The organism is Undibacterium pigrum, assembly GCF_003201815.1.
Taxonomy (GTDB): Bacteria; Pseudomonadota; Gammaproteobacteria; order Burkholderiales; family Burkholderiaceae_D; genus Undibacterium; species Undibacterium pigrum.
Genome location: NZ_QJKB01000001.1, coordinates 521,467 through 545,595 on the forward strand (window position 1 = coordinate 521,467; position 24,129 = coordinate 545,595).

At 49.3% G+C, this 24,129-nt stretch carries 24 protein-coding genes; 10 read left to right on the forward strand and 14 right to left on the reverse strand.

Features of this window, described 5'->3' with window-relative positions; genetic code table 11:
- Positions 1-104: 104 nt before the first annotated feature.
- The 11 genes from DFR42_RS02360 to bla all read right to left on the reverse strand — a co-directional run bounded on the left by DFR42_RS02360 (position 105) and on the right by bla (position 11,060).
- Entirely contained in the window at positions 105-1,820 is a 1,716-nt protein-coding gene (locus DFR42_RS02360) for a PhoH family protein (RefSeq protein WP_110253334.1), read from the reverse strand.
- Positions 1,821-1,936: 116 nt separating this feature from the next.
- Positions 1,937-2,419 carry a peroxiredoxin gene (locus tag DFR42_RS02365; protein ID WP_211324111.1) on the reverse strand — a complete coding sequence of 161 codons (483 nt, stop codon included), beginning with the start codon at positions 2,417-2,419 and terminating at the stop codon, positions 1,937-1,939.
- A 36-nt stretch (positions 2,420-2,455) separates the two neighbouring features.
- On the reverse strand, positions 2,456-3,391 hold the full coding sequence (locus DFR42_RS02370; RefSeq protein ID WP_110253335.1) for a polysaccharide deacetylase family protein: 936 nt from the start codon (positions 3,389-3,391) through the stop codon (positions 2,456-2,458).
- Positions 3,392-3,402: 11 nt separating this feature from the next.
- Positions 3,403-4,443, reverse strand: coding sequence for a bifunctional UDP-4-keto-pentose/UDP-xylose synthase (locus DFR42_RS02375; RefSeq protein ID WP_110253336.1), 1,041 nt, complete (start codon positions 4,441-4,443; stop codon positions 3,403-3,405).
- A gap of 57 nt (positions 4,444-4,500) precedes the next feature.
- Entirely contained in the window at positions 4,501-5,439 is a 939-nt protein-coding gene (locus DFR42_RS02380) for a formyltransferase (RefSeq protein WP_110253337.1), read from the reverse strand.
- Between the two features lie 10 nt (positions 5,440-5,449).
- Positions 5,450-6,415 carry a glycosyltransferase gene (locus tag DFR42_RS02385; protein ID WP_110253338.1) on the reverse strand — a complete coding sequence of 322 codons (966 nt, stop codon included), beginning with the start codon at positions 6,413-6,415 and terminating at the stop codon, positions 5,450-5,452.
- A 19-nt stretch (positions 6,416-6,434) separates the two neighbouring features.
- Positions 6,435-7,562: a DegT/DnrJ/EryC1/StrS family aminotransferase gene (locus tag DFR42_RS02390; protein WP_110253339.1), complete on the reverse strand. Its 1,128-nt coding sequence runs from the start codon at positions 7,560-7,562 to the stop codon at positions 6,435-6,437.
- Between the two features lie 64 nt (positions 7,563-7,626).
- Positions 7,627-7,998 (reverse strand): EamA family transporter, encoded by a 372-nt coding sequence (locus DFR42_RS02395; protein WP_110253340.1) that lies wholly within the window; start codon positions 7,996-7,998, stop codon positions 7,627-7,629.
- 6 nt (positions 7,999-8,004) lie between these two features.
- Entirely contained in the window at positions 8,005-9,696 is a 1,692-nt protein-coding gene (locus DFR42_RS02400; protein ID WP_110253341.1) for a glycosyltransferase family 39 protein, read from the reverse strand.
- Positions 9,693-10,070, reverse strand: coding sequence for an Mth938-like domain-containing protein (locus DFR42_RS02405; protein WP_110253342.1), 378 nt, complete (start codon positions 10,068-10,070; stop codon positions 9,693-9,695). The genes DFR42_RS02400 and DFR42_RS02405 overlap by 4 nt, the downstream gene beginning before the upstream one ends.
- An 84-nt stretch (positions 10,071-10,154) precedes the next feature.
- Positions 10,155-11,060, reverse strand: a complete 906-nt coding sequence (bla, locus tag DFR42_RS02410) for a class A beta-lactamase (protein ID WP_110253343.1) — start codon at positions 11,058-11,060, stop codon at positions 10,155-10,157.
- A 339-nt stretch (positions 11,061-11,399) separates the two neighbouring features.
- On the opposite strand from bla, the gene DFR42_RS02415 reads away from it, so the two are divergent.
- The 3 genes from DFR42_RS02415 to DFR42_RS02425 all read left to right on the forward strand — a co-directional run bounded on the left by DFR42_RS02415 (position 11,400) and on the right by DFR42_RS02425 (position 15,294).
- Positions 11,400-12,629, forward strand: coding sequence for a pyridoxal phosphate-dependent aminotransferase (locus DFR42_RS02415; RefSeq protein WP_110253344.1), 1,230 nt, complete (start codon positions 11,400-11,402; stop codon positions 12,627-12,629).
- A gap of 28 nt (positions 12,630-12,657) precedes the next feature.
- Positions 12,658-13,968: a homoserine dehydrogenase gene (locus tag DFR42_RS02420; protein WP_110253345.1), complete on the forward strand. Its 1,311-nt coding sequence runs from the start codon at positions 12,658-12,660 to the stop codon at positions 13,966-13,968.
- 84 nt (positions 13,969-14,052) lie between these two features.
- Positions 14,053-15,294 (forward strand): MFS transporter, encoded by a 1,242-nt coding sequence (locus DFR42_RS02425; protein WP_110253346.1) that lies wholly within the window; start codon positions 14,053-14,055, stop codon positions 15,292-15,294.
- A gap of 35 nt (positions 15,295-15,329) precedes the next feature.
- Here DFR42_RS02425 and DFR42_RS02430 read toward each other — a convergent pair whose 3' ends face one another.
- The 3 genes from DFR42_RS02430 to ygfZ are packed head-to-tail and all read right to left on the reverse strand — an operon-like array spanning position 15,330 to position 17,424.
- Positions 15,330-16,076 (reverse strand): NRDE family protein, encoded by a 747-nt coding sequence (locus DFR42_RS02430; protein ID WP_110253347.1) that lies wholly within the window; start codon positions 16,074-16,076, stop codon positions 15,330-15,332.
- Positions 16,067-16,354: a DUF4936 family protein gene (locus DFR42_RS02435; protein WP_110253348.1), complete on the reverse strand. Its 288-nt coding sequence runs from the start codon at positions 16,352-16,354 to the stop codon at positions 16,067-16,069. The genes DFR42_RS02430 and DFR42_RS02435 overlap by 10 nt, the downstream gene beginning before the upstream one ends.
- Before the next feature lie 29 nt (positions 16,355-16,383).
- Complete coding sequence (ygfZ, locus tag DFR42_RS02440; protein ID WP_110253349.1) at positions 16,384-17,424, reverse strand: CAF17-like 4Fe-4S cluster assembly/insertion protein YgfZ; 1,041 nt, start codon at positions 17,422-17,424, stop codon at positions 16,384-16,386.
- Between the two features lie 139 nt (positions 17,425-17,563).
- Here ygfZ and mltG point away from each other — a divergent pair, with 139 nt between their 5' ends.
- The 7 genes from mltG (at position 17,564) to DFR42_RS02475 (ending at position 24,092) form a co-directional block, all read left to right on the forward strand.
- Positions 17,564-18,550, forward strand: a complete 987-nt coding sequence (mltG, locus tag DFR42_RS02445) for an endolytic transglycosylase MltG (RefSeq protein WP_110253350.1) — start codon at positions 17,564-17,566, stop codon at positions 18,548-18,550.
- A 38-nt stretch (positions 18,551-18,588) separates the two neighbouring features.
- Positions 18,589-19,236: a dTMP kinase gene (gene tmk / locus DFR42_RS02450; RefSeq protein ID WP_110253351.1), complete on the forward strand. Its 648-nt coding sequence runs from the start codon at positions 18,589-18,591 to the stop codon at positions 19,234-19,236.
- Complete coding sequence (holB, locus tag DFR42_RS02455) at positions 19,233-20,267, forward strand: DNA polymerase III subunit delta' (protein ID WP_110253352.1); 1,035 nt, start codon at positions 19,233-19,235, stop codon at positions 20,265-20,267. The genes tmk and holB overlap by 4 nt, the downstream gene beginning before the upstream one ends.
- Positions 20,268-20,287: 20 nt before the next feature.
- On the forward strand, positions 20,288-20,677 hold the full coding sequence (locus DFR42_RS02460) for a PilZ domain-containing protein (protein WP_110253353.1): 390 nt from the start codon (positions 20,288-20,290) through the stop codon (positions 20,675-20,677).
- A gap of 5 nt (positions 20,678-20,682) precedes the next feature.
- On the forward strand, positions 20,683-21,186 hold the full coding sequence (locus tag DFR42_RS02465) for a GNAT family N-acetyltransferase (RefSeq protein ID WP_110254202.1): 504 nt from the start codon (positions 20,683-20,685) through the stop codon (positions 21,184-21,186).
- Between the two features lie 82 nt (positions 21,187-21,268).
- On the forward strand, positions 21,269-22,174 hold the full coding sequence (locus DFR42_RS02470) for a 23S rRNA (adenine(2030)-N(6))-methyltransferase RlmJ (protein WP_110253354.1): 906 nt from the start codon (positions 21,269-21,271) through the stop codon (positions 22,172-22,174).
- Positions 22,175-22,439: 265 nt separating this feature from the next.
- A complete protein-coding gene (locus DFR42_RS02475; RefSeq protein ID WP_110253355.1) occupies positions 22,440-24,092 on the forward strand; it encodes a 3-(methylthio)propionyl-CoA ligase in 1,653 nt (550 codons plus the stop codon).
- Positions 24,093-24,129 lie beyond the last annotated feature (37 nt).

The following is a 24,129-nucleotide window of genomic DNA, read 5'->3' on the forward strand; positions in this document are numbered from 1 at the left end:
ATCAGCTTAATCATCCAGGTTCATTTTAAGTTTAATAAAAAAATGGCGCATTCATTATTGAATGCGCCATTTTTATTTGCTGCGTTTTTACTTCATGAGTCCGATTACAGAATCTCGCTCGCGTGATCTGCCAGACGAGAACGTTCACCGCGTGCCAGTGTCACATGGCCGCTATGCGCCCAGCCTTTGAATCTGTCTACGACATAAGTCAGACCGCTTGAGCCTTCAGTCAGGTATGGCGTATCGATCTGGGCAATGTTACCCAGGCAGATGATCTTGGTGCCAGGGCCCGCACGCGTTACCAGAGTCTTGACCTGCTTCGGTGTCAAGTTCTGCGCTTCGTCGATGATGAGGAATTTATTGACGAAAGTACGGCCACGCATGAAGTTCAGCGACTTGATCTTGATCTTCGAGCGTATCAAATCCTGCGTGGCTGCACGACCCCAGTCACCTGCATCATTGTCTGACTTGTTGAGCACTTCCAGGTTGTCGTCAAATGCGCCCATCCATGGTGACATTTTTTCTTCCTCTGTACCTGGCAGGAAACCTATGTCTTCACCAACAGGCACGGTAACGCGCGTGACGATGATTTCATTGTAGGTTTTGGTTTCCAGTACTTGTGCCAGACCTGCAGCCAAAGCCAGCAAGGTCTTGCCTGTGCCAGCCTGACCCAACAGGGTAACGAAATCGCATTCTGGATCCATCAACAGATTCAATGCAAAGTTCTGTTCGCGGTTGCGGGATGTGATGCCCCAGACGCTATGCTTGATATGGCCATAGTCACGCAAGGTTTGCAGCACTGCAGTCTTGCCATTGATTTGCCTTACCTGGCCATAGAAAGATGCTTCACCATTTTTTGGTTCCAGATACACGAACTGGTTCACCAGCAGCGAGGGGATGACAGGCCCGGTAATTCGATAGAAAGTCGTGCTCAAACCATTACGGTTTTCTTGCCAGGTTTCTATACCCTTGCCATGCTTGTTCCAGAAGTCGTCAGGCAATTGTACGATGCCTGAATACAGCAGGTCAGAGTCTTCCAGCACATGATCATTGAAATAGTCTTCGGCAGGCAAGCCCATGGCGCGCGCCTTGATGCGCATATTGATGTCTTTCGACACCAGCACGACAGGGCGGCCCGGCATTTCTGTTTCCAGGGCACGCACTACACCAAGGATCTGGTTATCGGCCTTGCCTTTAGGCAGACCGACTGGCAAGTCGGCGCTTTGCAATTTGGTCTGGAAGTACAAATGGCCCTTGGCATCCTTGTTGCCCAGTTTGGACAGCAAGATACCTTTTTCGATATCGTGATGGTCGATATCACCTACCAGCGCATCCAGTGAGCGTGATACCTGACGGGCATTGCGGGCGACTTCGGACATGCCTTTCTTGTGATCATCCAGTTCTTCCAGAGTGATCATAGGCAGGTAGACATCATGCTCCTCGAAACGGAAGAGCGATGATGGGTCATGCATCAATACATTGGTATCGAGTACAAACAACTTGGTTGTACCTGACTTGTCGGCAGCGCGGCTGGTGCCCGACTTGACGCGGCTGTCGTGAGATTTGGCCTTGCTTGCAGCGACGACAGGCAGAGTCTTGGCGATGACGGCTGGTGTCGCTTTTTCTGCAACGGCTTTGCTGACCACTGCCGGTACCGGCGTGGTTTTCTTTCTTTGTGGTGCGGGTGCGACATCAACTGCAATGATTTTCTCAGGCGTTGCGTGTTTTATTGTTTTGGCTGGTTTGCCTTTTTCTGCCTTCGGATAATCCTTGGGTGAAAGCAGTGCTGCTGGCTTGGTCGGCATTTTTGGCAATGGCATGAAAACCTCAATCAAAAAGTGAGAGCTGAAAAGTTAAAAGCCGCTAAGGACATACCAGCATTGCTACTGGCACTGTCTTTTGCGGCTTTTATCAAGAGTAATTCTGGAGAGTTCAATTAAGTTTGGGCGCTCACAAATTCGAGTACTTCGTCTACGTGTCCTGCTACTTTGACTCCACGCCATTCTTTCACTAATTTACCATTGCCGTCAATCACAAATGTGCTGCGCTCTATGCCGCGCACTTGTTTGCCATACATGTTCTTCATTTTCATGACATTGAACAACAGGCATAAAGTTTCATCAGGGTCGGAAATCAGTTCGAAAGGCAGGTCTAATTTATTCTTGAAACCGTCGTGAGAGCGCAAGCTGTCACGGCTGACACCAAAAACAACAGAGTTAGCTTGCTGGAATTGAGGATGCAGGTCACGGAAGGCGATGCTTTCTGTGGTGCAGCCCGGAGTGTTGTCTTTTGGGTAAAAATAAACGACGATATTTTTACCAATATGTTCACTTAATTGAAACGCTTTGCCGCCAGTCATGACGGCAGAAAATTCTGGTACCTGGCAATTTAGTGCGGAAGGGGTCTCAGCCACTTTCATCTCCTTGGTTAGGGGTGGAGAAATGTTGCTGACTGACTAGATCAGGGCGACCAGTTCTCCGGAACGACCTGGCAAGCTTGCCCATGACAATGGACGTGTCGGTAAGTCACTGTTCTTGATGGACGCATAGTAGTCCGCCATGGATATACAACGATAACCTTGCTTGTGCCAGCCTGTCAGCAATTCCTCGAATATGGGGGCGAGTTTTTGTCCTTCAAGCTCTGCATGTAAGGTAAATACATGATCTTTTGGATTTGCTGTCAGTTTCAGTATATTGCCAGCGATATTTGACTCGCTAATGACATTGCCAGCGATGTCGCGCCCCAGCAACTCATCGAGAGTCGGCAGGGTAGTTGGCATCTGTATGCAGGACATGACATTGCTACCCACTTGCAGGCGGTAGGGGCCAGCGTCTGCATTGGTGAGGCTACCATCTTCATTGAGCATGGCGCGCCCGTCAGAAGCGTATTGCATGTCAAACTGGTCGAGCTGGGCAAAAGCATGTTCATTCATTTGCCAGCCGGCAGCACCATGGGTTTTTGGGGTGACACCAAAAATTTGCTGGAAGCGCTGGTGGGCTTGCTGCATTTGTTTGCGAGTCCAGTCAAGATCACGCACCCGCACATTGTCTTGCCAGACCACATGGTCCCAGGTGTGGATGCCACACTCAAAACCGGCATCACGCACCGCCTGCATTTCGGTCGTGCAACTGCCTATATCCGGGGCTGGCAGGAAAACACCATACATCAGGGTCTTGAAGCCATAATGCTCCAGGACCGAGGTTCGCGACACTTTTTGGAAAAAACCAGGGCGAAATGCCCTGCGCAAGGCCCAGCCTGTGTGGTCCTTGCCCAAAGAAAACAGGAAAGTTGCGCCTGAGTTATGCTTCTTGAGAATGCGCACCAGGTTAGGTACGCCTTCTTTGGTGCCGCGATAGGTATCGACGTCGATCTTGAGAACGATGGTAGGCATGTAATCCAGTATTAGTCCATCAAGGCGCGTGCTTCAGCTACCTGGCTGCGGTAAGCATCAAAAATATTGCGCATGGTGTCTGGCATGGTTGTCACCGGCTTCCAGCCCAGTTCTTCACAGGTGTTGGTGATTTTTGGAACGCGGTTTTGCACGTCCTGGTAGCCTTTGCCGTAGTAGGCTGCAGAAGTGGTTTCTGTCAGTTCTACTTTTTTGGCCGTTTCCGCATACTCAGGATATTCAGCAGCCAGATCCAGCATCATGTGTGCCAGTTCGCGGATGGAGAAATTATTGGTCGGGTTGCCGATGTTGTAGATCTTGCCGCTGGCTACGCCGTTTTTGTTATCGATAATGCGCATCAGTGCGTCAATACCGTCGTCGATATAAGTGAAAGCACGTTTTTGCGCGCCGCCATCTACCAGGGAAATATTTTCGCCACGGACGATATGGCCAAAGAATTGCGTCACAACGCGTGAGCTGCCTTCTTTTGGTGTGTGGATATTATCCAGGCCAGCACCGATCCAGTTGAACGGGCGGAACAGAGTGAAGTTCAGGCCTTCCATGCCATAGCCCCAGATCACGCGATCCATCAATTGCTTGGCGCAAGAATAAATCCAGCGTGGTTTATTGATAGGACCGCAGATCAGTTCGGATTCTTCCGGATCAAATTCTTCATCATGGCACATGCCATAGACTTCAGAAGTGGATGGGAATACTAGGTGTTTGCCATATTTTGCAGCGGAGCGAACGATAGGCAGATTGGCTTCAAAGTCCAGTTCAAACACACGCAAAGGCTGTTTTACATATGTGGAAGGTGTAGCAATCGCCACCAGAGGCAGGATGACGTCGCACTTCTTGACATGGTATTCAACCCATTCTTTATTGATGGTGATGTCACCTTCAAAGAAATGCATGCGCGGGTGATTGATCATGTCGCCCAGACGCTCGGTTTGCATGTCCATGCCATACACTTCCCAGTCTGTGGTTTCCAGAATGCGCTTGGACAAATGGTGACCGATAAAACCGTTCACGCCGAGTATGAGGACTTTTTTCATAATGAATTCTTTTTAAAGTAAATGTTGATTGCCAGTTCAGATGTGCAAAACAAAGGCTTATGCCGCTTGCTTTAAGAGGGTCGCTAATTCCTGCGTACCCACGATTTTGCCATCCATTAACAATTCAATAATATGCAGTGCCCGGCCATCGCCGCACACGCCAAGGACGTTATTATCTACTACATGTAAGCCTATCGGCAAATTTGCAACGTCAGATTTGGATAAACGTGCTTTTCCGATAATAAAACGCTGGCCAGCTTGATCAGTGTATGCACCAGGGTAGGGCGGAGCTACTGCCCTATGCAGGTTATAAACCTGTTGCGCAGTCTGTTGCCAGTTGATACGTCCGTCTTCCGGTTTGCGACCACCGAAGTAACTACCGGCAGATAAATCGTTGGGCAAACGCCTGGCAGTACCAGCAATCAAATCAGGTAACGCGGCCCACAGGCATTGCTCTGCTGCCACAGTCAATTTACCAAATACTTCATAGGCTGTGTCATCCGGCAAAATGGGCGCTGATACTTGAGCAAGAATGTCACCTGCATCAGGTTTCAAGGCCATTTCATGCAGGGTGGCACCAGTTTCAGTCTCTCCATGCAAGACTGCCCAGTTGACCGGTACACGACCACGGTATTTAGGCAGCAAAGAACCATGCAGGTTGTATGCTCCGCGCCTGGCCAGTGCCAATACATCCAGCGGCAGCATGTGACGGTAATAAAAGCTGAAAATGAAATCTGGAGCTATGGCCGCGACTTGTTCTTTCAGTTGAACTGATTTTGGATCATCAGGCGTGATGCAGGGTATGCCTTGTTCACGGCAAAGATCGGCAACGGATTCAAACCAGATGGTTTCTGCCGGGTTGTCAGTGTGGCTGACAACCAGTCTGACATCTACGCCGCGTGCCAGCAAAGTCTTGATGCAACGCACGCCTACGCTGTGATAGGCAAAAACCACCGCTTTTACCACTGCTTTTGCAGGGGATGCTGATGTAGTCATCTCTGCTCTCTTAATTAACTTCAGGCAAATCTGCGCTGGATTGCTCGAGTATGGTTTGCACCACATAACGCGGGCGACCACGCACTTGCTGATAAATCCGGCCTACATACTCACCCAGCAAACCTATGCCGAACAAGATTACACCCATCAGGAAGAAGGCGATAGCAAACAGGGTGAACAGACCTTCCGCCTCTGCACCCAGTACAAAGCGGCGTATCAGCAACAGCAATACCAGGCCACCAGACAAGACAGACAGCACCATACCCAGCATGGAAAACCATTGCAAAGGCATGATGGAAAAACCCGTCATTAAGTCGAAATTCAGACGTATCAGGCTGTACAGTGAATACTTTGATTCGCCGGCTGAGCGTTCTTCATGTTCAACCGTAATCTCAGTCGGCTTGCGTGCAAAGGTATAAGCCAGGGCAGGGACGAAGGTATTCACTTCGCTGCATTGATTAATCAGGTTAATCACATTGCGGCCATAGGCGCGCAGCATATTGCCCTGGTCAGTGATCTTGATGCGCGTGATCTTTTCGCGGAAGCGGTTCATCGCCTTGGACGCATAAGTACGCCAGACAGAATCCTGACGCTTGCGGCGTATGGAGCCTACGTAATCATAGCCTTCACGCATTTTATCGACGAGTGCACCGATTTCTTCTGGCGGATTTTGCAAATCCGCATCCAGAGTGACAACAATCTCACCACGCGTAGCTTCAAAGCCAGCCAGAATAGCCATGTGCTGGCCATAATTGCCATTGAACAGCACGACACGGGTTACGTCCGGGCGCAGGCGATATTGGTCAGCCAGCAAGGCAGGCGTATTATCGCGGCTGCCATCGTTGACAAAGACTATTTCATAGCTGACGCCGCGCGCTGCCAGCGTATCAAGCGCCGGGTACAGGCGTTCAAACAGCTTGGCCAGGCCAGCTTCTTCGTTGTAGACGGGTATGACAACAGAGAGTTCGGGTTTCATTGGTATTGTTCTGCCGATTTCAGAGAAGGCAGGATTTTACCGCAGACACGACTCTTTCGACATCTTCTGTGTTCATTGCTGGAAATAATGGCAAAGTAACAATTTGCTTGCCTATGCGTTCTGCAATCGGGAACATGCCATCGGTAAAGCCGCGCTCGCGGTACATACTGAATAAATGAATGGCGCGATAGTGATAACCCAGGCCAATTTGCTGATCCAGCATTTGCTGCATAAAAGTCGCACGATTAACACTTTCTGGCAAGACCAGGTGGAACATATGCCAGTTGCTGTTTTCAAAGTCGGCAACAGGTAATTCTGCCCCTGTCTTTTGTTCAAAGTCATTGCCAAAGCTGGTGAAATAGTGCTTTGCCAGGGCCGCGCGTTTGGCATTGAACTCTGCCAGATGCTTCATTTGCCCCAGGCCTATGGTCGCTGCAATATCGGTCATATTGTATTTGCCACCCAGCACATCAACATCTATGCCATCAAGACCACTACGCGTCACGCCTTGCAGCCTGTATTTTTCGGCCAGACGTACTTCCTCTGCGTTATTCAAGACCAGGCAGCCACCTTCGCCTGTCATGATGTTTTTGTTGACCTGGAAGCTGAATGAAGCAAAATCACCAAAAGCGCCTATGCGCTTGCCTTTCCAGCTGGAACCTATGGCTTGCGCCGCATCTTCTATAACGCGCAATTTATATTTTTCGGCGATGGCGTACAGCCTGTCCATATCGCAAGGCAGGCCGCACATGTGCACGGGGATGATGGCCTTGGTACGTGGCGTAATGGCAGCTTCGACTTTGTCGAGGTCAATATTATGTGTTTTGGGATCAATGTCAGCAAAAACCGGTGTCGCGCCTGTTTCTATGATGACATTGGCAGTAGCCACCCATGAATTTGGTGTGGTGATGACTTCATCGCCTGCGCCTATGCCTGCAATGCGCAGGGCAATTTCCATGGTGCAGGTGCCAGAATTAAACGTGCGCACAGGACGGCCACCAAAATATTCAGACAATTGGGCTTCCAGAGCTTGCACTTTAGGGCCACTGGTCAACCAGCCAGAACGCAAGACTTCTGTGACGGCGGCGATGGTTTCTTCATCGATAGTCGGTTTGGTAAATGGCAGGAATTTGGATGTATCACTCATGGTGAACCTTTCAATAAAACAAAGCTATTCTTATGGAATATGAGGTGTGTGCCAATGAAGCAATTCAGCTTTTTACCAGCAAAGCCACGCCTATGATGATGACGCCAATTGCCAGCATCCTTTGCACGGACATGACTTCACCCAGGAAATACCAGGCACCGATGGCATTCACGATATAGCCTAATGACAGTAACGGGTAAGCAATGCTGACATCAACCCGCGATAAACCTATGATCCAGACAACGACAGAAATGACATAGCAGGTCAGGCCGCCGATGATGGGTAACTGTGTTGCCAGTTGCAGGCCCGTTGAAAACCAGTTTTCGGCAGTCAGATGTATGGCACCAACTGCATTCGTGCCTTTCTTAAGCAAAAGCTGGGCAACAGCATTGAGCATAATGCCAGTGAAAATAAAGCCAAAGGTATTGATATTCATAATTATTTATTTGTTTTTATTAACCAGGTTGGCAATGATGACCCGGCGAGGGTCCTTGGCGATTACCCGCATAGGAAAGTCGGTTTTTTTCAAGTCTTCATAAATATCATTTCGCACGATGGCGACTGCGGCTTCGCCTTTGTCCTGATGTGCCTGCCACTTTTTGATGAAGTCTTCGCGCTTTGGTATCCACAATTCTGGCTGTTGCTCCAGGCCAAACTGCATTTCATCCGGAAACTCAACCAGCGTTACTGTGCGTTCCAGATAAAACGGCAATGCCTGTTCATAGCGGCCAACTGCGTAGAAAGGCGTAGTGGGAGAAATCAATTCAGCCTTGATGGCGGGTATGTATTCACTGCCCGCCATATATTTACCCCAGGGATTGTGCCCCAGGAAACCAATTTGTCCAACCAGATAACCACTGGCAGCCAGGCAAATGATTGCCCAGTCTTTCCCAGTATTGCCTTTGCGTGCCAGCAGCCAGGTGGCGAGGCCGCCCACTATTGACAGCGTAATGACGGCAATGATCCAGGGGGTATAAGCAATCGCCAGTGGGCGGTCAAATTCGTCGGCAGCATCCAGTTTGCCCAGATAAATTGTCAGGCCGACTGCGATAGCTATGCCAAATACAATAAATAAAATGCCAGCTGTTTTTACAGGGCGGCTATCTGTCTGTTCCAGGTGGCTGGCTATCAGGAGTGCCAGGGCAGGGAATATAGGCAAGATATAGCCTGGTAATTTTGAGCCAGAAATACTGAAAAAGAAAAACAGGAAAGCTGCCCAGATAAACAGCATCTTTCTGGGTTGAAAGCCAGGTGTTTTATCTTTGACGCCCGACCAGAGTCCTTGCAACAAGACACCTATCCACGGAACGATGCCCAGAATAAGCAAGGGGATAAAATAATGCCAGGGTCCACCACGTTTGTGCACAGTGCTGGTAAAACGCTGAAAATGCTCGTGGATAAAGAAAAAATGCGGGTGCTCAGGATTTTTTATCGCTATCAGGATAAACCATGGTGCAGTGATGGCAAAAAACAGGATCAGACCCTTGCCCATGTGCAGACGTTTCCATAAGCCCCAGTCACGGGTTGCCAGGGTATAGATAACCAACACCCCTCCTGGTAACACGAAGCCGATCAGGCCTTTCGACATCGTTGCCAGTGCCATGCCTGCCCAGCAGACCAGCATGGCATTGCGTTCAGTCTTGCTATTGGCATCTGCCATTTGCGCGACCAGCAAACCGCACAAAGCCAGAGTCATCATGCCAGATAAACCCATATCCAGAGAGTTGACATGACCCATGCCAGCCCACCAGAAGCTTGAGCCCAATACCAGTGCCGCGATAATGCCGACGCGGCGGCTGAATATCTTGTTGCCGGTGTAAGCAACGGCAGCAACTCCCAGTAAGCCATTCAAGCCTGTCCACAAACGCGCTTGCCAGTCTCCCAGGCCGAACAGGGCAAAGGTCAGGGCATTCATCCAGTTTTGCAGGGGAGGCTTTTCAAAATACTTGATGCCGTTCAGGCGCAGGGTAATCCAGTCGCCAGAAGCCAGCATTTCGCGGCCCATTTGCGCATACCGGCCTTCATCGGTCGGTACCAGGGTTCTTGCGCCCAGCATGTAAAACCAGATCACCAGGAAGGCAATCATCAAGGCCCATAAGGTACGAGGGGAATCGTAAGGGGAAGTCTTGTTCATGCAGTTTCCATAATCAGGGCAAGCGCAACCTTGCGGCCTTCAGCCATCAGGATATTATAAGTACGGCAAGCGGCCTGATTGTCCATGCATTCCACACCTATGCGTTTGGTAGCCAGTGCAGCGGTCAGTTTGGGATGAACAAAGCGCTGCTTGTTCCCTGTGCCTAAAATCACGACATCGGGCACGGTCGCTTCAATTTGCGCAAAATCAGCAGCGTTCAATTGCTCAAAACTGGTAGCCGACCATTGTTGAGGCTTGGTTTCCGGTAGCACGATCAGGCTGTAGGTATAAGTAATTGCATTAATTTCTACACTGTCTTTTTCATAAGCAGTGATGGTCTGGTATTGCTGCGTAGGAGTAGAGTGCAACTTCATCGATATAGCTCAAGGGTTAAGACTGGAGAAGGGCGCATTGTAACGGTTTTTATTCACTTTCATGGGATGCTCAAAGCTGCTGGCCTATTTTTTTGACCATGCATCCCAGCCAAGCTTGGTAATTTTGGCGATCGTCAAATCACGGGATGCATGGGGAGCCTTGCTATCCGTCAAAAAGACTGCCACGACCATATGGTGACCATTGGGCAAAGTAACAATACCCACATCGTTATGCGCAGCTGTCAGGCTGCCATGCGTGGCTGAGCTGCCGGCCTTATGAGCCACGGCTGTGCCAGCAGGCAGTAAAGCCTTGATACGTGCCGCATTGGGGTTAGGAGTGGTGTTGGAGCTTGGGCCGGTTTCGGCATCTGTCATCCATTTCAGCAGCAATTCTCTAGCTTTGGGACTCAGGGCTTTGCCTTGCTGCAAGGCTTGCAGCAGTTTGATCATTGCTTTGGGCGTCCCGGTATTGCGGTATTGCATATTCCAGGATTTTGCCATTTCCTTATCTGTATTCAGGACTTTAATGTCCTGGATCTCCAGTTGTGCCAGATATTGCATGACGGCAGTTGGCCCGCCTAGCAGACGCAACAAGACATCATTGGCCGTGCCATCGTTATCAACAATGGCGTGATGCATTAGTTCCTTGAGGCTGATTTTGAAATTGCCATCTGGATGTTCATCACGCAGAGGGCTGGCTAGTTCAGCAGCGATTAATTCTTCTTTGCTGACGGTAACTTTTTGCTCCAGCTTGAGTTTGTTTTTGTCGACCGCAGCCAATGCTGCCATGACGACCGGCAGTTTGCTGACACCTTGCATGGGGGCGGCCTGATCCGGCAATATCCACAAGCTCTGGCCTGTTTCCAGCACCAGTAAGCTGGCACTCAATCTACCGCCGCTGTCAATGGCGATAGATTCGATCACATTTTGTGCAAAGGCAGCATTCATGCTGGCCATACTGAACAATAAGGATAAGAGCAGTTTTTTCATAATGCTTTCTACTAAATTAAATGCACACTAAGTATTCTGACCAGCGACATGCATTTTTGTTCTCGCTAAGTTCACGCTGAGGCAATAATGCCCGCTCATGGTTATTAGGTTGTAAAACCATCATTTGCGATACATGCTGCGACTCTATTGGTGCAAATCCGCCAGTTAGTTCCGCTTTTGCCAAGTTCTGATTGATAAAATTCGGCGCATTGTGCAGAATGGAACGTTTGGCAGTGCAGCATTTCTGTATTGCAGCTTAATATGTGCTTTTATCTCATTTCAGTCTGGATTGGAAATGTAGATATAGCCAACTCATGAATATTATCAAGGATTGTTGCGGTGCGCCCCATACAAAAATCACAAAAACTAGCAGACGTTTGTTATGACATCCGTGGCCCTGTCATGGAAAAAGCCAAGCAGATGGAGGATGAGGGCCATAAGATCATCAAGCTCAATATCGGCAATCTGGCGGTTTTCAATTTTGATCCGCCGGATGAAATCGTGCAGGATATGATACGCAATATGCAAAATGCAGCCGGTTATACCGACTCCAAAGGCATGTTTTCACCTCGCAAAGCGATTATGCATTACACCCAGGAAAAACATATCCGTGGTGTGACCATAGAAGATATTTATATCGGCAACGGCGCTTCTGAACTGATCGTCATGGGCATGAATGCTCTGCTCAACAGCGGTGATGAAGTATTGGTGCCAGCGCCTGATTACCCCTTGTGGACAGCAGCTGTCAGCCTGTCTGGCGGCAAGCCCGTGCATTATGTCTGCGACGAAAGTGCAGACTGGATGCCTGATATTGACGATATCAAGAGCAAGATCACACCTAATACCAAGGCCATCGTCGTCATCAATCCGAATAATCCTACCGGTGCCTTGTACCCGGTTGAGGTCTTGCAGCAGATAGTTGAAGTAGCACGCCAGCATCAACTCATCGTTTTTGCAGATGAAATTTACGACAAGACTTTGTATGATGGCGAAGTGCATACCTCGATTGCGTCTCTGGCCGATGATGTACTGTTCCTGACACTGAATGGTCTTTCGAAAAACTATCGTTCTTGTGGTTATCGCGCTGGCTGGATGGTGGTATCCGGTGAAAAACGTCATGCCAAGGATTATATTGAAGGCTTGAATATGTTAGCCTCCATGCGCTTGTGCGCAAATGCACCAGGCCAGTTTGCTATCCAGACTGCGCTTGGCGGCTACCAGAGTATCAATGATCTGGTAGGGCCGGGTGGACGCTTGCTCAAGCAACGCGATCTGGCGCACAAGCTGTTGACGGCAATTCCTGGTGTGACTTGTGTCAAACCAAAGGCTGCGCTGTATATGTTTCCCAAACTGGACCCCGTGATGTATCCCATCAAGGATGACCAGGAGTTTATCCACGAACTGCTGACCGAGCAGCGCGTGTTGCTGGTACAGGGAACGGGATTTAACTGGATCAATCCCGACCATTTCCGTGTGGTGTTCTTGCCCAATACGGATGATTTGACAGATGCTTTCGGACGCATTGCCAGTTTCCTGGAGTCATACCGAAAGCGTCACGGCACCAATTAATTAATTTAATTTACTGTTTAGAAAACTTATGAAACCCATCAAAGTAGGCCTGTTAGGCATAGGCACCGTCGGCTCCGGCACTTTCAACGTTTTGAAGCGCAATCAATTAGAGATTACGCGTCGCGCAGGTCGCTCGATTGAGATTGCCATGGTGGCAGACCTGAACGTTGAGCGGGCACGTGAGTTGACCAATGGTGAATGTGAAGTCGTCAATGATGCCAATCTCGTGGTCAGCAATCCTGATATCGATATCGTCATCGAATTGATAGGTGGCTACGGTATCGCCAAAGACCTGGTCATGAAAGCCATCGCCAATGGCAAGCACGTTGTCACAGCCAATAAGGCTTTGCTGGCAACACATGGCAATGAAATTTTCAAGGCGGCAGAAGAAAAAGGCGTGATGGTTGCTTTTGAGGCTGCAGTTGCCGGTGGCATCCCCATCATCAAGGCTTTGCGCGAAGGCCTGACTGCCAATCGCATACAATGGATTGCTGGCATCATCAATGGCACGACCAATTTCATCTTGTCTGAAATGCGTGACAAGGGCCTGGACTTTGCGACTGTGCTGAAACAGGCGCAAGAACTGGGCTATGCAGAAGCAGACCCTACTTTCGATATTGAAGGTGTCGATGCTGCACATAAAGCTACCATCATGGCATCGATAGCCTATGGTATTCCCATGCAGTTTGATAAAGCCCACGTAGAAGGCATCACCAAACTGCAAGCCAGCGACATCCGCTATGCAGAAGAACTGGGATACCGCATCAAATTGCTGGGTATCAGCAAACGCACTGAAGACGGTATAGAGCTGCGCGTGCATCCAACCCTGATTCCTGAAAAACGCCTGATCGCCAATGTAGAAGGTGCCATGAATGCGGTGCTGGTGCATGGTGATGCAGTCGGTGCGACACTGTACTATGGCAAGGGTGCAGGCTCTGAGCCTACTGCTTCTGCAGTGATCGCCGATCTGGTTGATATCACGCGTCTGGCAACGGCTGATCCTGAACATCGCGTGCCTTACCTGGCCTTCCAGTCTAATTCCCTCAGTGATTTGCCAGTCCTGCCTATGGCAGAAATCGTCACCAGCTATTATCTGCGCATGCATGTGGCAGACAAACCTGGTGTTTTGGCCGATGTCACGCGCATCCTTGCAGATTTGACGATTTCTATCGATGCCATGCTGCAAAAAGAACCAGCAGAAGGCGAAACGCAGACAGATATCATCATCCTTACGCATCAGACCAAGGAAAAAAATATTGTTGCAGCCATAGAGAAAATCGAAAAGCTCGATTCAGTCTTTGGTGAAGTGACGAAGTTGCGCCTGGAAGAACTGAGCTAAATCAGCAGGTTTCAAACGGAAAAGCGTGGTCATGGAATAATGACCACGCTTTTTTCTTTTCCAAGATAGCACGAACAGGAAGATATGCCGCGCCTCTCACTCTCGCAATTGCTGTCCTATGCCTTGTTTGGCTTCCCGCTGGCGATGGTGGCATTGCCCATCTATGTCTATGTACCTCAGTTTTATGCTGATCGACTTGGCATGTCTTTATCTGCCATAGGTACAGCACTATTGCTGACCCGCATCATGGATGCCTTCATTGATCCTTTTATTGGTGCGGTGATAGACCGCAGACCGCAAAGCCGTACTTACGCGCCATATATAGCCATGGCATTGCCATTGTTGATTGCAGGTTTCATTGGCTTGTTTCATCCTCCGCAGCTATCAGGCAATCCGGCTTTTCTCTGGTTTTTTGTGACACTGGTAGTTGTATATGCCGGATTCAGTCTGGCCAGTATTGCTTACCAGAGCTGGGGCGCTGCCCTGACGCAAGAACCTGGGCAAAGAGTAAGACTGACCAGTGTACGTGAGGCATGTGGTTTGGCTGGGGTGATCGCGACTGCCATCATCATCCAGTTTGGCAATGTCACGATCTTGTCTGGCATGTTGAGTTTTAGTCTGCTGATAACGGCATGGTTCTTGATACGGCATACACCGCGAAAGTCTGGTGTAACAGACACGGCTCATGTGCCGCTGTCTTTGCGCCATTTATTCGCCAACCGCAGTTTTCGCGCCTTGTTTCTGGTCTTTGTGGTTAACGGCATTGCTGCAGCGATACCGGCCACATTGTTCCTGTTTTTCACCAAAGACCGTTTGCATCTGGCGCATCTGTCCGGAGTTTTATTGCTGATGTATTTTCTGGCGGCTGCTCTATCCATGCCTCTATGGACTCGTCTGGCACAGAGAAAAGGCGAAGTCAAAGCATGGTTGTTAGCAATGCTTTTGTCTGTAGTCAGTTTCGTTGGCGTACTTGCTCTAGGTGTCGGCGATGCCTGGGCCTTTTCGCTGATTTGTATTTTTTCTGGCATGAGTCTGGGAGCCGACCTGGCTTTGCCACCAGCCTTATTGGCAGGGGTCATACATGCGGCAGGACATAGTGAGAAAAACGAAGCCAGTTATTTTGGCGTCTGGAACTGGGCCAGCAAGATGAATCTGGCTCTGGCCGCAGGCCTGGCTTTGCCAGCACTTGAGTACTTGGGTTATGTGCCGGGAGTGGCCAGCGAAAATGGCTTACAGGCACTGACACTGGCTTATGCTGCTTTACCCTGCATATTAAAATTACTGGCCGCGGCTTTACTGTGGAAAGCCAGACTGGAAAAAGTATAAAGGCGCAAAGTGCGGGGCTGACTGCACCAACTTATCTAGCGCAACAATTTTTCATTGAATTCCGCTGGATAGTCTTTATGGACTTTGACTACCGTAGAAACCCTGGTGCCATAATTCGGCGAGACTATGCAGGGCGATGATAGCAAGCGTTCCATTTCAAATGAAACGCCAGTGTCAGGCAAGCGGCAATCGGGGGCAGGGGTGGTGTTGGCCAGCACTTCAAAATAAGCATCCACTGGTGCCCGTTGACAGATCATGCTGGCAAATTCTGCCTTGGTCCTGACAACTTTTGGCCATGGCGTATCCAGTGATGCATTGGAAATGCCATAAATACCCGGAGGCAGGGGCTGACCATTGCGTACATCGTCCAGATTACGGTTGGAAAACCAGATCAGATCTTCCTTGTCGCCTATCAATAAATTGAAGCCATTATAGTCAGCAACAGTGTCACGAATGCTGGCAATATACTCTTGCGCACTTAAATCACTCTTGAGGTAATTGGCAACCAGTTCTCCGCGCGATGGAGCATCTTCACGCTTTTCCGACGGTGCACGGATATTGGTAATGGCAGCAAATTTAATGGTCAGGCTATCCGCGCCATCCACGGTAGTCATGCCCAGCCAGGTGCCGCCAGATTGCAGGTCACGCCCAGCGTATATCTTCGGGTTATCTTGCCACCAGTCAGCCGCAGCCGCAGGCCGGTCATAAAATTCATCACGGTTGCCTGCAAACACGATAGGTGTGCAGGGTATCAGTTTCCAGGCAAAGACGATCAGGCACATAAGTCTATATCCACAAAATATTCCATATGTCGCTCACCAGACTGTAATTGCTGCAATCCAGTTTGCGCGTAAGCCAGCTCAAGACGCTGTTCAAAATCAGACGTGACCTGATGATAAATCTCCATCCAGGTATGCATGCCATCCTGTTCTGTCGGGCGTCTCTGCAAGAGCGGGCTTTTTTCATTTTCCTGGCGCATCAGGTTTTGCAACAACCTTTCCTGCTGCAGTACTTCTGCTTCTTTGCCAGCGCTGGCTTTAAAATAGATATAGCAATTCATATGCCTGCTTTTGATTCTTTATTGCGCGATTATTGCGTGATGTCTGTTATTGCATATGGCAGAGGCAATAGCTCTATTGCAGCGCCAGTTGCCGAGCCTAAGGTGAGCTGACCACTCTCCTGATCAGCCAGCTTCATTTCTATCAGGGCCAGTGAGCTGTCTTCCTGATGTTGTTCTGCGTTAACGATCATGCCGCAGGGTTGGCTGACATCATCGCTGTTAAATACTTCGGTTCCTGCTGCGACATCTGACGCGTGCACCAAGGCTATCGCCATGCGGCGTTTGAGTTTGCCCAGGTATTGACTGCGCGCGACTATTTCCTGGCCGGGGTAGCAGCCCTTTTTAAAATTCACGCCACCGATAAGTTCAAAATTGATCATTTGCGGGACAAACTTCTCTTGCGTGCTGGCGATGACGATGGCAATGCCGGCCTGTATTTCAGTCGCACGCCAGGCGCTGGTGTTTACCGCCTGCAGTTGGGTGTTTAATTTGAGCCAGGCTTGCTGTGCAATTTCCACAGGTGCTATCCATAGATAGCGCGGCGCATTGCTGACGTCAGCCACGCGTAGCAGACTGCCATATTCATTACTCAGTTTTTGGTCGACCTTTGCTGGCAGTTCCGGAAACCATGCTTGTAGTGCAGCAGGTGCAGCACTGCCACCCAGTCCTAAAACGACGTATTCTGCATTGATATCGTGTAATTTGGCTTTCGCCCGCAAAACAAACATTTGAAAGCGCTTTTGTACTGTAGCTTGTATGCTTTTTGATAGCTGCAAGATAATATCCTGACCATCTTTCCAATACACAAAGCTGGCCAGCATGCGACCTTTGGGGGTGCAGTAAGCAGCACGACGCAGCTCAGTGGCTCCCAGGTGTTCTACATCATTGCTCAATTGATTATGCAAAAATGACGGGGCATCTTCACCTGTAACTCTGATCAGGCCCAGATCAGTCAAGGGGGCAATAAACCCTGTTTGTAGGGCATCTGACTGCCAATGTGGGGCAAAACCACTGGTATTCAGGTTTTCCACCGTTGCACCCTGGCTGGATAAAAAGTCTTCCCACGTCATATTGTTATACTCACTATTCTTTACGATTCGCTTAATGTTTGCGCTGGCTTTACAATACCGCCTGCACCTGTTCAGGCGAATTATAGTAGCGTCTGCAAAATCTCGTCAGAACTCCCTCAATTTTGATTAAGCTGCCTACATGGGTTTCATAAAAAAACTATTTGTATTATTTATTTTACTTGCGCTGGCCGCAGGTGGCGGCTTCTATTACTGGATGCAACAAGTCATTTTTACAGAGGGTGAGGCCAAGGAATTCACCATCAAACCGGGTAGTAGTGTGCGTGCATCTGCTCGTCAGGTCTATGAAGCTGGCGTACCAGTTCAACCCCTGATGTTTGAAGCACTGGCACGTTTGTTGGGTAAGGAAAATCGCCTGAAAGCGGGTTCTTTCGAAATCGAAGCTGGTAAAACGCCTGTTGACCTGTTGAACAAGATCGTCAATGGTGACTTCTCCATGGCCAGCCTGGCGGTCATAGAAGGCTGGACTTTCCAGCAGATGCGCAAGCTGGTAGATGCGCATCCTGCCATCAAACATGAAACCCTGGGTATGAGCGAAGCTGAACTGATGCGTAAGATCACCCCAGATTTTCCACAGGCAGAAGGATTGTTCTTTCCGGATACCTATCGTTTTGCCAAGGGCAGTACTGACCTGCAACTATATCAGCAGGCACATAGCCAATTGCTGAAAAAACTCGATGAAGCCTGGAAAAAGCGGGTTGATGGCTTGCCCTACAAGAATCGCTACGAAGCCCTGACCATGGCTTCCATCATAGAAAAAGAGACTGGGCAAAAATCAGAGCGACCCATGATAGCCTCGGTTTTTGTGAATCGTCTGCGCACGGGCATGTTATTGCAAACCGATCCTACCGTCATTTATGGCATGGGCGAACGTTATCAGGGCAAGATTTATAAGCGTGATTTACTGACAGATACACCTTATAACACCTATACACGAGCTGGGCTGCCGCCTACCCCAATTGCATTGCCAGGCATGGAGTCCATTTCTGCAGCTTTGGACCCTGCTCGCAGCGATGCTTTATACTTCGTGGCGCGTGGAAACGGGACCAGTCAGTTTTCTGATAATTTGAATGACCATAATCGCGCAGTGAACAAGTACCAGCGCTGATAGCGTCAAGACGCATTAATAGAATATAGAATTAAATAATGAAGCACTCAGGAAAATTTATCAGCTTTGAAGGCATAGATGGTGCGGGTAAATCCACCCATATCGCCTATGTTGCAGAGCGTTTGCAAAAACAGCTGCAAGCTGAAGATGTAAAAGTAATTTGCAGCCGTGAGCCTGGTGGTACGCCACTGGGTGAAACCTTGCGCGAATTGCTATTAAAACAAAAAATGCATCTGGAGACAGAGGCCTTGCTGATGTTTGCCGTCAGGCGCGAGCACATTTCCCAGGTCATAGAGCCAGCCCTCGCACGTGGCGACTGGGTTATTTCTGACCGTTTTACCGATGCCAGCTTTGCCTACCAGGGCGGCGGCAGGAATTTATCGCTGGATAAACTCAATGCGCTGGAACAATGGGTGCATCCGCATTTGCAACCAGACCTGACTCTCTTGTTTGATGTGCCTCTGGAAGTGGCGCGTGCGCGCCTTGATGCAACACGTGACCTGGACAAGTTTGAGCAGGAAAAGGCAGATTTTTTTGCCGCCACCCGCAAGGAATACCTGCGCCGTGCCAAAGAATTCCCTCAACGTTTCAGGATCATCGACTCTACACAAAGCATAGAGGCTATACGTTTGCAACTGGACATATTGCTTGATGATCTTTTGAGCTCTTCTCAGCAAACGATATGACGCAGCATCCTTTATATAGCTGGCAAGAGGATTCCTGGCAACAGATACAGGCTCTGGGGCAGCGCTTGCCACATGCCTTTTTGTTGCATGGGCCACAAGGCATAGGTAAAACTGTATTTGCCGAGCATTTGGCGCAGTCACTGCTTTGTGAAAGTCCGGGGCAGGGTGGACACGCTTGCCAGCAATGCGGTTCTTGCGGCTGGTTTGCGCAATATAGCCATCCTGATTATCGCCGTGTCAGGCCAGAACTGCTGGACGAAGAAGATGCGCCCGCTGGTGACGAGGCGGAGGCTCCTGCCAAAACCAGCAAGGCCAGCAAAGCGCCTTCCAAAGAAATCGTCATCAACCAAATCCGCGCATTGTCGGATTTCATGAACATTTCTACTCACCGCAGTGGCAGACGTGTCATTGTCTTGTATCCCGCCGAAGCTTTGAATGTGCCAGCAGCAAATGCCTTGTTGAAATCGCTGGAAGAGCCCAATGCCAATACGGTATTTATCCTGGTGTCGAATAGTATAGACAGGTTGCTGCCAACCATCTTGTCGCGTTGCCACAAGTTTGGACTTGGCTTGCCGGATGCTGGTATTGCGCTGGAGTGGCTACATAAACAGGGCATCAAGGATGCTGACGTCTGGCTGGCGCAACAAGGTGGTGCGCCGCTGGCGGCATTTGATATGGCACATTCAGACTTACGTGCTGATCTGGATGAATTTATACGGTTTTTGAGCAAACCTGGCACAGAACTGAGCCTTAAAACTGCTGACAAAATGCAGAAAATGGAAATGCCTGTCGTCGTCGGCTGGCTACAACGTTGGCTCTACGATATATTTTCCTGCAAACAAAGTGGCAGAATCCGGTATCATCGTCGCTATGAGAGGGAGTTGAAGTCATTGTCCGTGCAGGTTGATGAGCCAGCTTTGCAGCAATTCATCAAGAATTGCAACGAAAGACAGGCAATTGCCAGCCACCCTTTATCGGCCAAATTATTTTTGGAAGATATGCTGCTTGAATATTCAGCACTATTTGATTAAAGAATTGCGAAAGCCAGAACATGTCAGATTTACCAGCAGATCCCGGTACACCACTTAATATGCCGTCACCGAATCGTCCTTCGGTGTTGTCGCTGGCGATTAAAGAAAAAGCGGCCTTGTTTGCAGCCTATATGCCATTTTTAAAGAATGGCGGTATCTTTGTGCCCACCAATAAGACTTACCGTCTGGGCGAAGAAATTTACTTGATTCTGACCCTGTTGGACGATCCAAATAAATATCCTATCGCAGGTAAAGTAGCCTGGATTACACCGGCAGGTGCAGGCAACAACAAATCGCAGGGCATAGGCGTGCATTTTCCTGAAGATGAAAGTGGTACCCGCATACGCTTACGCGTAGAGGAGTTGCTGGGTGCGGCCGTACGTTCTTCCCGTGCTACCCATACGATTTAATGACGATGGCTGCAGAGTTTACGCACAGACTGGCTCAGTTTGAGGATTTGCCGCAAATAGTGGTAATTTATAACTCCACGGTTGCTTCGCGTGTGGTGACCGCAGATACTGAGCCTATTACTGTAGAATCGCGCCATGCATGGTTTCATGAGCACAAGCCTGAATCACGTCCACTCTGGGTATGCGAACAGAATGGGCAAATCATAGGCTGGTTGTCATTTTCGAACTTTTACGGCAGGCCAGCTTATGCTGGTACGGCTGAATTATCCATTTACTTGCATGAGGCTGCGCGTGGCCAGGGGCTGGGGCGTTATTTTCTGACCCAGGCTATTGCTCATGCCCCGGAAATCAAGGTTCATACTTTGCTGGGCTTCATTTTTGGTCATAATGTACCTAGTCTGAAGTTGTTTGCTGCATTTGACTTTGCTACCTGGGCGAATATGCCAAAGGTGGCGACGCTGGACGGCATAGAACGCGATTTGATCATATTAGGCAAACGGGTAGGCTAGGCCTTTAGCTTCATCCCGTTTGTTACCACTTCAGGGCGACTTGCCAACGGCAGGTCGCCTATTCATTTTTGAAAGATTTATTATGCTGAGCTACCGCCACGGCTTTCATGCCGGTAATCATGCCGACGTTCTGAAACACTTTGTCCTGATTCAATTGCTTGAATACCTGGGCCAAAAAGACACTGCCTATACCTATATAGACACACATGCAGGTGCGGGTTTATACGCGCTTGATAGTGGTTATGCGAGTAAAAATGCCGAGTTTGAAACCGGTATCGGTCCTTTGTGGGACAGGAAAGATATTCCTGAGTCTTTCGCAGCCTATATGGATTTGATCAAGGGCCTCAATCCCAGCGGCAAAATGCGCTATTACCCAGGCTCACCTTACTGCGCCAATATTGTCATGCGTGAGCAAGACCGCCTGCGCCTGTTTGAATTGCACCCTAGCGAAATCAAGATACTGGGCGAAAACTTCCGCAAGCTGGATAACCATGCGGCAGAGCAGGGCCAGCGTCAAACCGTCAGGGGCAAACGCGTCATCATTTCTGCCGGCGATGGTTTTGAAAGCCTGAAAGCCTTGCTGCCACCTCCATCCCGTCGTGGCCTGGTGCTGATAGACCCTCCTTACGAAGTCAAGGATGATTACCGACGCGTCAAAGTGTCTCTGGAAGATGGCTTGAAACGTTTCCCCACCGGCACCTTCGCTGTCTGGTATCCGGTACTGCAACGTCAGGAATCCCGTTCCCTGCCAGAAAAGCTCAAGCGTCTGCAGGCGAATAGCTGGCTGAACGTCACCTTGTCCATCAGCGGCCCAACGCCAGATGGTTTTGGCTTGCATAGCAGTGGGATGTTCATCCTTAATCCTCCGTGGACTTTGCTGGCTACTCTAAAAGAAGTCATGCCCTATCTGGTCAAGGTCTTGGGAAAAGATGCAAAAGCAGGTTTTGTGCTTGAGTCGGGAGAAGGTGGCCCACCAGCCAGGCGTTAAGAAGGCGATCGACTAAGGGTGTCGGACTCTTTTTTCGACACAAAGTAAATTTGTTGAATGTTGCGATGCGGGAGAGCTTATCTTCCGCATTTTTGTTTGTGGAAGCACTAAAACAGAAAGGATGAAAAGAGGCTACTTTGTGCATTGCAAAAAAAATACTGATTGACGGATTAGTACGGTCGTACAAAAATCGGTAAAGAATAATATTCAGCAATTTAAGCAATTACCAAAGTAATCAATAACGCTGCACATTTCAGGAGAACAAATGTCGTCTTATGAGAAGAGTCCCTTGATGGGGCAAATGATGGGCAAACCCATGCTTATTTCCAGCCTCATCGAACATGCTGACCGTTATTTTGGAAAGAATGAGATTGTCTCCCGCCGGGTAGAAGGCGATATACACCGTTATAACTATAGTGAATGCCATAAACGTTCAAAACAACTGGCGAATGCTTTTGCGAAGCTTGGGGTAAAGCTGGGTGACCGGATTGCCACCCTGGCCTGGAATGGCTACCGCCATTTGGAAGCTTATTATGCAGTGTCTGGTTCTGGCGCTGTCTTGCACACGATTAATCCCAGACTGCACCCTGAACAGATTGCATACATTGCCAATCACGCAGAAGATCAATACCTGCTGTTTGACATGACCTTCCTGCCTATCGTACAGGCAATTGTTGCGCATTGCCCTGGTATCAAAGGCTATATCATGATGTGCGACCAGGATAAATTGCCGACCGATGGCAAAATCCCCAACCTGATGGCTTATGAGGATTTGATCGAAGCCAATAGCGACGATTTTGCCTGGCCAGTGTTTGATGAAAATTCTGCTTCCAGCCTGTGCTATACATCTGGTACCACAGGCAACCCTAAAGGGGCTCTGTATTCCCACCGTTCCACTATCCTGCATTCTTATGGTTCGTCATTGCCAGATGGTTTGAATGTATCGGCACGTGACTCTGTATTGCCTGTCGTACCCATGTTTCATGTGAATGCCTGGGGCCTGCCTTATTCTGCGCCATTGAATGGTGCCAAACTGGTTTTCCCTGGTCCGCATCTGGATGGTAAATCTCTCTATGAATTATTCGAGCAGGAAAAAGTTACCTTCTCAGCCGGTGTGCCTACCGTCTGGCTGGGCTTGCTGACGTATGTCGCACAAAATAACCTGAAATTCTCTACCTTCAAACGTACGGTGATTGGTGGTTCTGCCTGCCCACCTGCCATGATGAAAACCTTGCGCCATACCTATGGCGTAGAAGTAGTGCATGCCTGGGGCATGACAGAAATGTCGCCGCTGGGTACGGCTGGCACCTTGATGGCCAAACACGCAGACCTGGCTGAAGAAGAGAAGCAAGCCATACTGCAGAAGCAAGGTCACGTCTTGTATGGCGTTGATATGAAGATTGTTGATGACGCTGGCCAGGAATTGCCATGGGATGGTAAAACCTACGGCAATCTGCTGGTCAAGGGGCCGTGGATTATCAATAGCTATTACAAGAACGAGGGCGGTGATGTCCTCGAAGATGGCTGGTTCCCTACTGGTGACGTGGCAACCATAGATACCGATGGCTATATGCAGATTACTGACCGCAGCAAGGATGTGGTCAAGTCTGGTGGCGAATGGATAGGCACGATAGACCTGGAAAACGTGGCTGTCTCCCATCCTGCAATTCTGCAGGCAGCATGTATTGGTGTCTTCCATCCCAAATGGGACGAGCGTCCGCTACTGCTGGCAGTCAAGAAGCCAGGGGCAGAAGTGAGCAGGGAAGAATTGCTGCAATTTTTTGATGGCAAGGTAGCTAAATGGTGGTTACCTGATGACGTGGTTTTCATAGAAAGCCTGCCGTTAGGGGCAACAGGAAAAATTTTGAAAAATAAACTGAGGGAGCAATTCAAGGAATATAAACTACCAACTGCATAGGAAGTGCAGAGCCTGGACTTAGCTATGAGGGTAGCCC